The organism is Corynebacterium sp. HMSC074C04, from assembly GCF_001838295.1.
GTDB classification, from domain to species: domain Bacteria; phylum Actinomycetota; class Actinomycetes; order Mycobacteriales; family Mycobacteriaceae; genus Corynebacterium; species Corynebacterium amycolatum.
The window spans coordinates 158540-172939 of sequence record NZ_KV836270.1; the positions used below are offsets into that span (position 1 = coordinate 158540).

Genomic DNA, 14400 nt, shown 5'->3' on the forward strand with positions numbered 1-14400 from the left:
GCTCGATGGTGCGGTGCTGGACGACGCGGCCAGCGGCCTTCAGGTCACGGATGATGTCCTTGTTAGCGTCGAAGACCAACTTGCCCTGGTACTCCGGCACCTGGGAAGTGAACTTACCGTCCATGTCCACCGGAATGATGACATCGATGCCGTATTCATTACAGGTGTTCATATCGTCTTCACCGAATGCCGGTGCCTGATGGACCACACCAGTACCGTCCTCGGTGGTGACATAGTCGGCCACCATAATCTGGAAGGCGTTCGGGTGATCTGCGAAGTACTCGAAGATCGGCTGGTAGGTCAGACCTTCCAGGTCAGCACCAGCGAACGTAGCCACGACCTCGTGTTCCTTGCCCAATTCCTTGGCATAGGCACCAATCAGCGCCTCTGCCAGCAGGAAGGTCTTACCTGCAAACTCCGGCACGGAGGAATCCCCTCCGACCTTAACTACGGCATAGGTGACCTTCGGGTTCACGGCCAGGCCAAGGTTGGACGGCAGCGTCCACGGCGTGGTGGTCCAAGCGATAGCCGCAGTGTCAGCGAGCACCGGGTTGTCCGCCAGAGTCTTCTCCGCTGCAGAGCCGGCCTTGGCGCCGGTGAACGGGAAGGTCACGGTCAGGGTCGGGTCCTGCCGCATCTTGTAGGAGTCATCCAGGCGGGTCTCCTGGTTGGATAGCGGGGTGTGCTCTGCCCAGGAGTACGGCAGCACGCGGAACCCCTGGTAGACCAGGCCCTTGTTATAGAGCTCCTTGAAGGCCCAGATCACGGACTCCATGTAACTCATGTCCATGGTCTTGTATCCGCCGTCAAAGTCAACCCAACGAGCTTGACGAGTGACATATTCCTTCCACTCGCCCGCATACCGTAGCACCGACTCGGCGCAGTACTTGTTGAAGTTAGCCAGACCCATTTCCTCAATCTGGCCCTTGTCCTTAATACCGAGCTGCTTCTCTGCCTCCAGCTCAGCCGGCAGACCATGGCAGTCCCAGCCAAAGACACGGCCAACCTGGTAACCACGCATGGTCTTGTAACGCGGAACGATGTCCTTGACGTAACCGGTCAGCAGGTGACCGTAGTGCGGTAGACCGTTGGCAAACGGCGGGCCATCATAAAAGACGTATTCGTCCGCCCCATCGCGCTGATCAATAGAGGCCTGGAAAGTGCTGTCCTTACCCCAGTACTCCAGAACCTTTTCCTCCAGCTCCGGGAACTTCGGGCTCGACGTGTACTTACCAAAGTCAGCAGTGCGCGGATACGCGCCGCCTGCCGGAGTGGCCTCAGCAGAGGCATTTACATCGTTCGAATTAGACACCGTTTTTACGTCACTTCCGTGGTCGAACATCATTAATACTCACCACGGGGACGCGTGCCTAGCCCCTTCAGCGTTGTTACTGGTGACACTGAAAAGGAGTCTCGCGCGGTACCACCCCGCTTGGCATCACGCTTTACGACGGTTCTTGCGAACAAGAACCATGCGGTTTCACGCGATAGCCCGCTTATTTAATACGGCTTTGTAACGGTGCCAAACCGTTCGGTTCTACTGGGCCCATTTATTGCTGGACTGTTCTTCCGAAACGCTCCCCGGTGATGGCCGGCTCATTGCGTGTATGGGTGTCAGTATAGCAGTGTCTCAGGCAACTACTACAACCCTGACCGAAACAAAGAATGCGCTTGGGTCGCAGGGAAAGATAACAAAAACCACCGCGCTCTGCCTCCCCTTCCTGGGGAGCCGAGCGTGGTGGTTTTCTACGTATTGGCTACGTAATTAGTTGTTGTAGCCGTCGGCCGGGGCAGCCGACTCGCGAGAGTTCAGGTCGTCCAGCTGAGACTCCAGGAAGGTCTTCAGGCGGGTGCGATACTCGCGCTCGAAGATGTGCAGTTCCTCGATGCGACCCTCCAGAGCGGTCTGCTGCTCCTTGACGGTGGTCATAATCTCGTGGTGCTTGCGCTCTGCATCCTCCTGCAGCGCGGTTGCCTTCTGCTGCGCTGCGGTGATGGTGGCGTTGGAACGAGCGTCTGCGTCGCTAATCATTTGCTCGCTGCGCTGGCGAGCGTCGGTGAGGGTCGACTCAGACTCGTTGCGGGCATCAGCCAGCAACTGCTCACTGCGCTCCTTGGCATCAGCCAAAGTTGCGTCTGCCTCGTTGCGAGCGTTGGTGACAGTGCGCTCGGCCTCTTCATTGGCCTCTGCCACGGTGCGGTCAGCGTTCTCACGAGCCTCGGTGACAAGCTTGTTCGCCTCAGCGTCGGCGTCAGTGGTGACGCGATCGGCGGTGTCCTGAGCAGCCTGCAGGATACGAGCAGCACGGAGGCTAACTTCCTGCGACTCAGTGCCGGTGCTTGCTGCAACTGTCTGCGGCTGCGCCGCAGATGCGGAGGAAGCCTGCTGTGCAGAAGCCTCTGCCTCAGAAGCACGCTTCTCAAGAGCATCCAGACGATCCTGGTAGCGAGCCTCAATCTCCTGCTGCTGAGCGTTCAGTCGCTCGTTGTACTCAGCGCGCAGCTCCTGCTCAATTTCCTTGCGCAGCTTGTCTTCATCGACAGCCGGCGTCGCAGCGGCAGCGCCGGAAGCGGCGTAGTCTGCGCCGCCACCCTGCTCTAGCTGACCTTCAAGGTCCTCAACGCGCTGGCGCAGCTCAGCGTTTTCATCCTGGAGCTCACCCAGTGCGTCCTCCACGAGGTCGAGGAACTGGTCGACCTCATCCTCGTTGTAACCACGCTTGCCAATCGGAGGCTTGCTGAAAGCCACATTATGCACATCAGCCGGAGTCAACGGCATGGTGAGTTCCCCTAACACTTTGAGCGGACAGTTCTTAAGAAATCTTAAGAGAATTATTTCCAGTAGTACTGTTTACCCGGCCAATCCTACCTGCTCTAGTCACAGTCCTCACCCCATTTATTTTGGGCAGGACTCTATCTCCCACGTTCTAACCAGTGGCAAAGTTCTAGTAAAACGTTAAACCTCGCCCTTACCCTGCACCTTTAGCCACAGAGCTTTACCCCCGACACAACAAAAACCCGTTGGGGATTACATTCCCCTACGGGTTCCTATTATTGCCCCCGATTAACACCCCCGGCAGCAATTCAATGCCCGAGAACATCACATTCGGGACAGTCAAAACAACACAGCTCCACCGAAATCCACATTGTGGACCCCAAGCAAACAGTTAGCGATATTTACGCCACCGCACCGAGAGCTACCTGCAGCACCATTCGCAGAATCATAAGGATGAAGAACAAAACAAGCACAGACATGTCCACCATCACGTTGCCCGTCGGCATAGGCGGGATGAGTCGGCGCAACAGCTTCACCGGCGGGTCGGTGATGACAAAAACAATTTCGCCAATCGACGAAAACACCCTGCCCGGTCGCCAGGATCGAGAAAATGACTGAATCATTTCAATCACGATGCGAGCCAACAGCAGATAGGTGAAAAGCTTCAGCAGGATTAGCAGAACTAGCAGTAGTGAAGACACGAATAAACAGTCTAGCTAATTAATCGAAATACGAAATACTAACAAGTCATGCGAGCCGGCTGACTAGCCGGACATCCGGTCGAACTGCCCCTCGTTGACATCGCAGCCGTGCGGGTACAGGGTAAACACGGAGCCGTCAGCCTTGATCCGGCCGCGCAGACCGAAAACCAGTCCAGCAACGAAGTCGACGTAGCGCTTAGCCTCAGATGGGTCGAGCTCACTCAGATCGAAGGTGACGATGTCACCGTCGCGGAAGTGTGAACCGATGTCCGGAGCCTTGGAGTACTTGTCCTGGAAACCACTTTCCGGCTTGATAAAGACCTGCTCTGGTTCCTTGGTCTCAGCAACGGAGTGCAGGTTGCCGTAGCGGTAGTCCTCCTCGCGGGAGTTCACACTTGCAGCCTCACCTGGAGCCTCTTCGCGCAGCTCGTAGCGGTGGCGCTCCGCACGACGCGAGTCGGCATAGGAGTCATCAAAACGCTCCTCGTCACGGCGGTCAAACTCGTCGTAGTGCTCGTCGTAAGCCGCGTCATCAGTCGGGGTAAGACCGAAGAAATTTGAAACCCCACGGAAGAAATCAGCCATCTTCTGCTACGTCCTTCTTAGTGTGCGAATTTAAGTCTGTGCTACCCACAACCTACCGGCTGGGTCAGCAATATCGCATAGACACGCGCAAATTTGGCGAGCCAAAATTACAACTTTGAAACTTAGTCCTGCTCAGGCAGGATCACGATGCCCGCCTGACGGCCAGTTTTTCCCTCCCGCCGGTAGGAAAAGTACTGCTCATTGTCAATAGTGCAGCTGGGCTCGACGTTGAGATGCCGCACGCCGAGGTCATAGAGCTGACGCAACAGGCCGGCGCGCACGTCGACACCGGCAGTCCCCTGCTTCGTTCGCGTCTTCGCTCCGGGCAAGTGCTTATCGACGTCATCGGCCATCGACTCAGGCACCTCGTAATTGTGCCCAGAAGCCGCCGCACCGAGAAGCGCATGGATATTCTCGGGCGTGGCACCGAGCTCAATCATCTTTTCGACAGATTTACGAACGATTCCGTTGCGGGCACCGGTCCGCCCCGCGTGTACCGCAGCGGCGACACCCGCATGATCGTCGGAAAGCAAGACGGGAACGCAATCGGCAACGAGCACTACCAGCGCGAGACCCGGCGTGGTCGTGACGATGGCGTCAGTAGCCGGGACAGGCTCAGTTTGTGGTTCGTTGACGACGGTGACCGTGTTGGTGTGAAGCTGCTCCATATAGACGAAGCGGGCGCGGTCGATTCCCAGAGAATCGGCCAAGCGCTGGCGGTTGCGTTCGACTGCGGACGGGTCATCGCCGACATGATCTCCAAGATTGAAAGAATCATATGGTGGCAGCGAAAACCCGCCGCGCCGATTCGTCAGAATTTTTCGGCTGCGGCGGGATTCAGTCATGATTTCTTAGAAGCCCCACTCCGGCAGGTCACTGGAGGCCTGGTAGCCACCACGACGATCATCGCGGTCATCGCGATCCTTGTAACGGTGAGCACCACGGTAGTTGCGGTTTTCCTGCGTACGCGGTGTCGGGTTGTCGGTGAACAGACCACCGCTGTTCGGATTGGTGCGCGGGACAAAGCGGTCGCGGTCCTCACGCTCGCGCGGCTGTGCGACCGGACGCTCTTCCTCCGCACGCGGAGCCGGAGTGCCGAGGTTGTCACCGCCCGGCAGTGCGCTGCCCTGGCGCGGCGCCTGCTCAGCGGCCAGACGCGCCTCGACATCCTGTGCAGCCGGTCGTGCAGCGGCACCTGCGGCTGGCTTGTCCAGCGGGTTGCCGTTACCCTGCTCAAAACCGGTAGCAATCACAGTGACGCGAACTTCGTCACCGAGGTTGTCGTCGATGATGGTACCGAAGATGATGTTGGCATCCGGGTCAGCCTTTTCCTCCACGATGGACGCGGCGGCGTTGACCTCCATCAGACCGAGGTCGGAGCCACCGGCGACGGAAATAAGCACACCCTGTGCACCATCCATGGTGGACTCCAGCAGCGGGGAGTTAATGGCCTGAGTAGCGGCGTTCATCACACGGTCATCGCCACGTGCGGAGCCAACGCCCATCAGAGCCGAGCCAGCCTCCGCCATTACCGAGCGGACGTCGGCGAAGTCGACGTTAATCATGCCCGGAATGGTAATCAGGTCAGTAATACCCTGGACACCGTTGTACAGAATCTCGTCGGCAAAGCGGAACGCGTCCATCATGGACAAATCCTGCTCACCAATCTGCAGCAGACGCTGGTTCGGAATGGTGATAAGGGTGTCACAGACCTCCTTGAGGGTTTCAATGCCCTCAGCGGCCTGGCGCGCACGGCGCTTGCCCTCGAAGTCGAACGGCTTGGTTACTACGCCGACGGTCAGGGCGCCGGACTTCTTGGCGATGCTCGCGACAACCGGAGCTGCACCAGTACCGGTGCCACCGCCCTCACCTGCGGTAACGAAGACCATATCGGCGCCCTTGAGGGTCTCTTCAATCTCATCCTTGTGGTCTTCCGCAGAAGTGCGGCCAACCTCGGGGTTAGCGCCAGCTCCCAGACCACGAGTTGCCTCACGCCCGATGTCGAGCTTGACATCAGCGTCGGAGAACATCAGGGCCTGCGAGTCGGTGTTGACTGCGATAAATTCGACACCCTTCAGCCCCTCCTCGATCATGCGGTTGACAGCATTGACGCCACCGCCGCCGACACCGACGACTTTGATAACGGCGAGGTAGTTATTCGGGGAGGTCATTGCGCGTTTCTCGCCCTTTCCTATAGGTCCTAAATAATTTCATCTAGCCACGTTGCACATGGGCCGCACGACAGCATTGGCACCGCCGGGCAGTACAGCTCTCCATGACACCGCACGGAAGAAGTGCATCATGGCCGAAAAGCTGTTGACCCCATTGTGGTCGAAAACTGCAAATAATTCAGCGACCTTTTAGCGCGTGTCGCTACCTTAAACCTGCACTTGAGGGATAGTGTTTAGCCACAGAAATCACTCCAGACACCACCATTCTCTACTCTCCCTTTGCAGCGGGTAGTCGGGGGTTGGAGACATTCCAAATCTTCTCGCCACGGTTCAGGACAATCTCCGTCGCACGCGCTTTTTCTGCCGCATTATCCGAGGACCCGAAGTACACCTCGTATCCATCGGTCAGAAATAGCTTGATTTCTGCCTCGGAAGGCGCGCTAATCCGCTCCACACGGTGTGCGACGGGCTCCGGCAACGCCTTGACGACGTTCAAAACCGCCTTGATAACGCGCGGTTCGGGGTCAACTTTGCCGTCTGTTGGCTCATCCACGCGAGGTGCATCAACAACTTCGATGACACCCGGAGGCGGGGCTGCCGTGACGAACTCCTGCCCATTTGCGGAAAACAGATGCTCTCCGTCAGTGGCACGGACAAACACCACCGGGGTGAATTCCCGTACCGAAATAGTCACGCTCTGCGGCCATGAACGACTGACGGTCACGCTATCGACCCACGGCTGCCCCGCCACGGAGCGCGCTGAGGCATCCGTGTCCAAGCGAATGAGCTTTTGATTCTCGGAGATACCACTGGCCTCGACAATTGCGTCTTTATCCCCGTGGACGACGCCTTCAACATCGATGTTTTTCACAACCAGCCACGGCGAAAACCACACCACCGCTGCAACAATGGCGATAATCGCGACCAGGCCACCGCCGATGAGCCAGCCGCGTCGCGGGGCGCGCGCTGAACGCTGTCGCCGCGACACGTCTGTGCCCTGGTCTGCACCGTCGGTCTGCTGAGATTGCTTTCGGCTGGTTTTCACAGTGCTACGACTCCACCTGTTCGTCGTTGTCTCCGCTGAGCTCGCGCACGATTTCGTCGGCAAGCATCGTCACAGAGCCAGCGCCGATGGTCAAGATGACATCGTGCGGTTCGGCGATTTCGCGGACGCGAGCCGGGACGCTGGTGAAATGCGGTTCGTACGTCACAGGGATGGTCATTTTGTTGGCGATGAGCGCACCGTCGACGCCCGGCAGTGGCTCCTCGCGGGCACCGAAGACATCGAGCAAAACAGCCTTGTCCGCCAGCGACAGGGCGCCAGCGAACTCGTCGGCAAAGTTGCGAGTACGCGAGTACAAGTGCGGCTGGAAAACAGCGATGACGTTGCCACGACCGGCCTCGGTGACCAATTCCCGAGCTGCGCCGAGAACTGCGGAGACCTCGGTCGGGTGATGCGCGTAGTCGTCGTAGATACGAGCGCCAACAAATGGCCCCTCGCCGATACTGCCGTGATAGTCGAAGCGACGACGGACACCGGTGAATTCACCAAGACCGCGCGCCATACGCCCCAGATCTGCCCCGACGCAGTCGCCACCAACCATTGCGGCCAGCGCGTTGAGCGCCATGTGACGGCCGGGCTGATGCAGTTCAAACCTCACCGATGTCGAGCCAACGGTGGCCTCCACACGGGCGCCACCACCGACGGGAGTCCAGCCGTGCAAAACGGCACCAACCGGCAGCGTCGGGTGTTTAGCCAAGGCTTCTTCCCCACCATAAGCCAGCACGTTAATGCCGCGTTCCACCGCGCGCTCGCCCAATGCGGCCGCATGCGGATCCTCAGCACAGACGACCAGATGACCGCTGTCTTTAATGCGCTCTGCAAAAGCGTCAAAGACGGCATAGTAGGTCTCGTCGTCCCCGAAAAAGTCAAGGTGATCGGGCTCGATGTTGGTAATTACGGCCACTTCCGGCTGGTAAGTCAACAACGAGGCATCCGACTCATCGGCCTCAGCAACAAAGACGTCACCACTGCCCTGGTGAGCATTGACGCCGGCCTTGCTCCTTAGACCGCCAACAGCAAAAGACGGATCCAAACCAGCTGCCTGCAACGCGGCGACGGTCATCGACGTAGTAGAGGTTTTGCCGTGAGTACCGGCAATCAGAAGGGCCCTGGAGTCCTGCATCAACAGCGCTAGCACATCGGAACGCTTGAGCACCGGAATGTCCAGCTCATGTGCACCGGCCAGCTCCGGATTCGTCTTCGGAATAGCTGCGAAGGAAATGACCACTGCCTCCGGAAACTCTCCCTCACCGGCCAGCTCGAGATTCGCACGGTCATGGCCAATGGCGATGGTGGCTCCCATCGCACGCAGTCCCACCACCGCGCGGGACTCCTTGACATCGGAACCGGTAACACGAATGCCACGCGCCAACAGGATGCGAGCGATACCGGACATGCCGGCACCGCCAATGCCAATCATGTGGACACTTGCGGGCAGCTCTCCCGTTACCGGCTGAAAGTCATCGAAATTAACGTTCATGTTTATGCTCGCTTTACTTCTTAGAGTTCACAGCCGCAGACAGCACCCGACGGGCGATGTTCTCCGCAGCGTTACCATGTCCAATGTTGGCCAGGGCGCGGCGCCCGTCGGCAAGCTTTTCTGGGGACGTGACCAGCGGAATTACGATATCCGAAACTGATGCCGCAGTCAGCGACTCGTCGGCGATGAGAATGCCGCCGCCAGCATCGATGACATCGGTGGCGTTGAGTGCCTGTTCCCCATTTCCGTGTGGCAGCGGTACATACACCGCAGGCAGGCCGACAGCTGAGACTTCAGCTACCGTCATCGCACCGGAACGGCACAAAATCAGGTCAGCGGCGGAGTACGCCAGATCCATCCGGTCGATGTACGGCACAGCGACATAGGGAGCGTCCTCGCGGATGGACTCGACCTCGACGTGATTCTTCTTTCCGTAGGCATGCAGTACGGATACACCGGCCTGGGCGAGCTCTGCGGCTGCACCGCTGACAGCTTCGTTGATGGAACGCGCCCCCTGCGAACCACCGGTGACAAAGAGCACCGGTCCCTCCTGCGGTAAACCGAAGAACTCGCGGGCTTCGGCACGCTTGGCGTCGCGGTCCAGCGCCGCGAGGCTGGCACGCACGGGATTGCCGACGACCTCGGCCTTCAGACCCGAACCGGTCACAGCGGCCAGGCCGACGCCACCGAGTGCGACACCGAGCTTATTGGCCAGACCCGCACGGGCGTTGGCCTCGTGAACCAGGAACGGAATCCTCTTCCCCGCACGACACGCCATGTAGGCGGGTGCCGATACGTAGCCGCCAAAACCGATGACCGCATCAGCGTCAATACGCTTGAAAACCTTGCGGGTCTCACGCACCGCACGAGCGACGTTGAGAGGCAGCTTGAACAAATCCGCAGTCGGCTTGCGCGGCACCGGCACTGGCGGAATCAGCTCCAGGTCATAGCCTCGCGCCGGTACGAGGGTCGACTCCAGCCCCCGATTCGTACCGAGTGCAATGACGCGGGCTTCCGGCTGCAGGTTCAAAATCGCATCCGCCACTGCCAGTGCGGGTTCGATATGGCCAGCCGTACCACCGCCGGCCACCACAATGGTCGGAGCAGAGCCATCTTCCTTGAGAAACTGCTCAGACTCCGAAGCGCCTTTCGCCCCAGCGGCTGCGCCCAGATTCTTGTCTGCCATGGTGTTATCGATTCCTCCTCCGCGGTGCTGAACCGCCATTCCTATTGTTTCGGCCCGGGCGCTGGCGCGAACGCGACTGTCCGCCACGGCCTTCGCCCCGAATCCTACTGCCCCGACCTGAGCTTGACGACGACCAGGAGCCCTGTGACCGTCCAGCCCGCGGCGACCTCGCTGTAAATCCCCAAGCCCGTCCGTTGTCACTACGAGAGGAATAATCCACTTCGCGGCCACGAACGCTGCCGGAGGTTCGGGGGCCACGCTGCGGAGCTGCACCTCGACCACTGCGGCTGCCTCCACTACGGCCGGCCCGATTGGATCGGTCAGCTCGACCGCTGTAGGTTTCCCGCACCTGCGCCCCCTCGCCGCGTGGAGTACGCGCACCACTGGTCACCACGGGAGGGCCGAAGCGTTGCGGATCGCGATGGGCACGCACCTTCGGCGCGTGGCGACGCGATTCGTCATACGGAATCGGCTCCGGAATACCCAGGAACCTATCCAGCGCCGGACGGCCCGAAGTCTGCATTGCAGAGACTGCTTCCGATTCGTGGCGGGCACATGTGGCCAGCAGCCCCATCGAGAACAACGTCACCATCGCCGATGTACCACCGGCGGAAATCAGCGGCAGCTGCAGACCAGTCACTGGCAACGCACCAACGACGTAGCCAATGTTGATGAAAGCCTGCACCACGGTTGCAGCAGTAATCGTGCCCGCGAGCAAACGGAGAAACGGATCGTTCTGGCGACCGGCGATACGAAGTCCCACCCAGCCGAGCGCTGCATAGAGCAAAATAACCATCAGCGCGCCGAGGAAACCAGTCTCCTCACCGATAATGGCAAAAATGAAGTCATTCTTCGCCTCCGGTAGGTATCCCCACTTCGCGCTCGACTGACCGAGACCGACACCGGTGAGAGATCCGTCGGCAAGCGAAAGAAAGCCCTGGTAGGACTGGTAGGCATCGCCCTGCACGTCGTTGAAGTTACCGAGCAGCGAGTCCAAGTAGACCCTGATTCGCGCCGAACGGAAACCCGCGGTGACGGTGAAAATCACCATGGCAAAAGCCGCTGCAGCAAGAAGCCCGGTGATAAAGACTCGCGGCAGGCCAGCAAACCACGCCAACGCCACCACGACGAACGCCATGGAAGCAACCATGCCGAGGTCACGCTGTAGCATCACCAGTGCCAATATCACGAAGCTGACCGCGCCAAACAGCCCAAACAAATCGGTGTAGGACACAGCAGTGCGGACCTTCTCAGCCAGTAGCTTCGAGCCCCACAATGCCAGCGCAATTTTCGCGATTTCTGATGGCTGCATGGTGATACCACCAATACTCAGCCACGAACGCGCACCGGTTTCCTCCAGGCCAATGCCGATGCCAGGAATAATCACCAAAACCAGAAGCACAAAGGACAGAATCAGCGCTGCCGTCGATAGCGAGCGAATCAGCTCCACCCGCATTCGCAACACGATCCACATGGAGATGAGACCCGCCACCACCATGACCAGCTGGCGGATAAACACCGACCACACGCTGCCCGAGTCGTTACCCGCACTGGCCATGGATGCCGACAGCACCATCACCAGGCCGATAGACGTCAGCAGTGCGACGATAATCATCAGCAGGTGGTAGTCGAACAGCGGGCGCGACTTCCAGTCGTTAAAACGCTCCACCCACGCCGGCCGCTCTCGAGCACTAGTGCTTGACGACGAGGGCTGTTGTGCCTTGGTAGCCTTCGTCCCCTTTTGTGCTGTCGCGGCGCTAGCGCTTAAATTACGAGCCTTGCGGGAGTTATCCATCAGTTGATGTCACCTTCTGCGCCCATTGCGCGAACAAGTCGCCGCGTTCAGCCATACCGGAGTACATGTCCAAGCTGGCGGCAGCTGGTGCCAATAGCACCACGTCCCCCGGATTGGCATATTCACTAGCTGCCATACAGACCTTCGCCATGGCATCGACCTTGTCGGTGTCATCGATGACAACGACCGGCACAGCAGGTGCGATGCGGGAGAGCGCATCGCTGACTAGTTGCCTATCGACGCCCAGAACCACGGCGGCCTGCAGGCGATGAGCATGCTTTGCCACTAGCGGCGAGATTTCCGCGCCCTTGAGCTGGCCACCGACAATCCAAACAACACGTTCATGGCCGGACAGTGCCGCGTCGGCAGCGTGGGGATTGGTGGCCTTGGAGTCATCAATCCACACGACATCATTTATCTTATGGACGATCTGACCGCGGTGTGCGCGGACTTCGAAAGTCTCCAGCGCCGCTGCAATTTGCTCCGGTGATGTACCGATACTGCGCGCCATCGCGGTGGCGGCCACCGCATCGAGAACACCTGCCCGGCCGGGAGGAGAAATTCCCGCTACCGGTGCGATGACAATGCCCGGCTCAGAGTCGTCATCTGCGGCATCGCCACCGCCAAAAGCGCGGTCGACAATCATGCCATCGCGAACTCCGACCTGGTGTGCCTCCGGGGGACCATCGGTGAAGCCCACGACGGAGTTGCCGAGCTCATCGTTTTTCAGCATCTTTTCCACGTGCTCGACGACATCGGCGTCATCCGCGCCGTAGATTGCGACAGCACCACGCAGCGCACGGGTCTTGTCCAGACCGTAGTTTTCGTAAGAACCGTGCCAGTCGATGTGGTCTTCCGCCAGGTTCAGCAGTACTCCCGCATCTGGGCGAATATTCGGCGCCCAGTGCAGTTGGAAGCTGGACAGCTCTGCGGCCAACACCTCGATACGAGGCTCAGCGGTCAGTGCATCGTACAGAGCCACGCCAATGTTGCCCACAGCAGCGCCCTGCTCCCCGAGCATGGCGGCCAGCATGGAGGTAGTTGTGGTCTTGCCATTAGTGCCGGTGACTACCAACCAGGTACGTTTCGGCCCCCACAGTTGGGCACAGTCACCAGCGAAAGCCAGCGCCACATCGCCGAATACCGGGACACCGGCCTTAGCGGCTGCGTCGAACAGCGGACTGGTCGGACGCCACCCCGGGGAGGTCACAATCGCAACCGCGTCGGCAAGCTCGTCGCGAGCGTCTGCGGTCGTGACATGCCGAATCGAAAAGTCAGCGGCAACCAGTGCGCCGAGAGCGGAGTCGTCCACGACGACAACTTCCGGACAGCCGATGTCCTTGAGCATCGCAATGGCACCGCGACCGGAAACCCCGGCTCCTGCCACCAGAACTCGACCAGAGCGCACCGTAGCGACTAAGTCGAGGTTTCGGATATCGGTGAGGTTGGTCGGGTCTGGTGAGTTAATCATTGAAATACGCCTACCTGAGAGAGCCAGTCACTGTAGAAGATGGCTGCACCAATCATGTTGAAAATGCCTGCGAGTAGCCAGAAGCGAACGACAACAGTTGTCTCCGCCCAACCTCCGTTTTCGAAGTGGTGATGGAGAGGAGCCATGCGGAATACGCGCTTGCCAGTCGTCTGGAAAACCGCAATCTGGATTGCCACGGAAGCAACTTCCATCACGAAGATGAAGCCAATGATAACCATCAGCAGCTCAGTCTTGGTGACAAATGACAGACCCGCTACCAAACCGCCAAGAGCCAACGAACCGGTATCTCCCATGAAGATCTTTGCCGGCGCTGCATTCCACCACAGGAAGCCCAAGCAGGCGCCCAGACCCGCGACGGAAATAACGGCGATATCCAGTGGATCGCGGACGTCATAGCAGCCGCTACCCAGCGAAGCGTCGCAGGAGTTACGGAACTGCCAGAAGGAAATCAGCGTGTAGGTGGCCAGCAGCAGCGCGGTGGCACCAGCGGCCAGGCCGTCAAGGCCATCAGTGAGATTGACGGCATTTGTCCATGCAGCAATGACGATGAAGACAAATACCAGGAAGACAATCATGCCGAACCACACCGGCCCCGGAGCCAGATTCAGGAACGGAATATCTCGAATCAGCGACAAATTCGTCGTACCCGGAGTCAAGCCTGACGCATCCGGGAACTGCAGCAACAGCACGCCGAAAATCAACGCTGCCGCCAGTTGCCCCACTAGCTTCGCTGTCTTGTTCAACCCCAGGTTGCGGCCTTTGTAGAGTTTGATGAAGTCATCGGCAAAACCCAATGCGCCCATCGCCAAAACCAGGAACATGACCAACAGACCGGAGGCGGACGGCCCCACGCCAGTCTGGATATACGTAACGAGGTGAGAGAGGAAATAGCCAGCGACGATTGCGGCGATGATGGCGATGCCGCCCATGGTCGGAGTTCCGCGCTTGCGCAGGTGGCTCTTCGGCCCTTCTTCACGAATCTCCTGGCCAAGACCTTCAGCAGAGAATTTGCGAATAAGCACTGGTGTTAAAAAGACACTCACCAGGAATGCAATCGCACCACTGAGAATAAGTTGAATCACTTACTTTTCCTCTCCGCTTTCACTTTCGGGCGCAGTTCCAACCTTGGCAGCTAGCGAGTCCGCGACCCG

12 protein-coding genes are annotated in these 14400 nt (G+C 59.0%); all 12 read right to left on the reverse strand.

The genetic code is table 11. From position 1 onward, the window contains the following. A partial coding sequence (locus tag HMPREF3011_RS01945; protein ID WP_141764742.1) for a class I tRNA ligase family protein occupies positions 1-1345 on the reverse strand: 1345 nt, incomplete at its 3' end. Positions 1346-1765: 420 nt separating this feature from the next. Continuing rightward, complete coding sequence (locus HMPREF3011_RS01950) at positions 1766-2779, reverse strand: DivIVA domain-containing protein (RefSeq protein WP_049182125.1); 1014 nt, start codon at positions 2777-2779, stop codon at positions 1766-1768. 398 nt (positions 2780-3177) lie between these two features. Then, positions 3178-3477: a YggT family protein gene (locus HMPREF3011_RS01955; RefSeq protein ID WP_070841061.1), complete on the reverse strand. Its 300-nt coding sequence runs from the start codon at positions 3475-3477 to the stop codon at positions 3178-3180. A 63-nt stretch (positions 3478-3540) separates the two neighbouring features. Beyond that, positions 3541-4062: a cell division protein SepF gene (gene sepF / locus HMPREF3011_RS01960; protein WP_049182126.1), complete on the reverse strand. Its 522-nt coding sequence runs from the start codon at positions 4060-4062 to the stop codon at positions 3541-3543. Positions 4063-4184: 122 nt separating this feature from the next. Next, a complete protein-coding gene (gene pgeF / locus HMPREF3011_RS01965) occupies positions 4185-4907 on the reverse strand; it encodes a peptidoglycan editing factor PgeF (RefSeq protein ID WP_049182127.1) in 723 nt (240 codons plus the stop codon). 6 nt (positions 4908-4913) lie between these two features. Then, on the reverse strand, positions 4914-6233 hold the full coding sequence (gene ftsZ / locus HMPREF3011_RS01970) for a cell division protein FtsZ (protein WP_070841062.1): 1320 nt from the start codon (positions 6231-6233) through the stop codon (positions 4914-4916). Positions 6234-6501: 268 nt separating this feature from the next. Next, positions 6502-7278, reverse strand: coding sequence for a cell division protein FtsQ/DivIB (locus HMPREF3011_RS01975; protein ID WP_070841063.1), 777 nt, complete (start codon positions 7276-7278; stop codon positions 6502-6504). 4 nt (positions 7279-7282) lie between these two features. After that, the gene (gene murC / locus HMPREF3011_RS01980) at positions 7283-8776 is read right to left on the reverse strand and encodes a UDP-N-acetylmuramate--L-alanine ligase (protein WP_070841064.1); all 1494 of its coding nucleotides are present in this window, start codon (positions 8774-8776) and stop codon (positions 7283-7285) included. Between the two features lie 13 nt (positions 8777-8789). Beyond that, entirely contained in the window at positions 8790-9962 is a 1173-nt protein-coding gene (gene murG, locus HMPREF3011_RS01985) for an undecaprenyldiphospho-muramoylpentapeptide beta-N-acetylglucosaminyltransferase (protein ID WP_048731177.1), read from the reverse strand. A gap of 4 nt (positions 9963-9966) precedes the next feature. Continuing rightward, positions 9967-11757, reverse strand: coding sequence for a putative lipid II flippase FtsW (ftsW, locus tag HMPREF3011_RS01990; protein ID WP_070841065.1), 1791 nt, complete (start codon positions 11755-11757; stop codon positions 9967-9969). Then, complete coding sequence (gene murD / locus HMPREF3011_RS01995; protein WP_070841066.1) at positions 11750-13228, reverse strand: UDP-N-acetylmuramoyl-L-alanine--D-glutamate ligase; 1479 nt, start codon at positions 13226-13228, stop codon at positions 11750-11752. The genes ftsW and murD overlap by 8 nt, the downstream gene beginning before the upstream one ends. After that, a complete protein-coding gene (gene mraY, locus HMPREF3011_RS02000) occupies positions 13225-14331 on the reverse strand; it encodes a phospho-N-acetylmuramoyl-pentapeptide-transferase (RefSeq protein WP_070432109.1) in 1107 nt (368 codons plus the stop codon). The genes murD and mraY overlap by 4 nt, the downstream gene beginning before the upstream one ends. Positions 14332-14400: the final 69 nt, after the last annotated feature.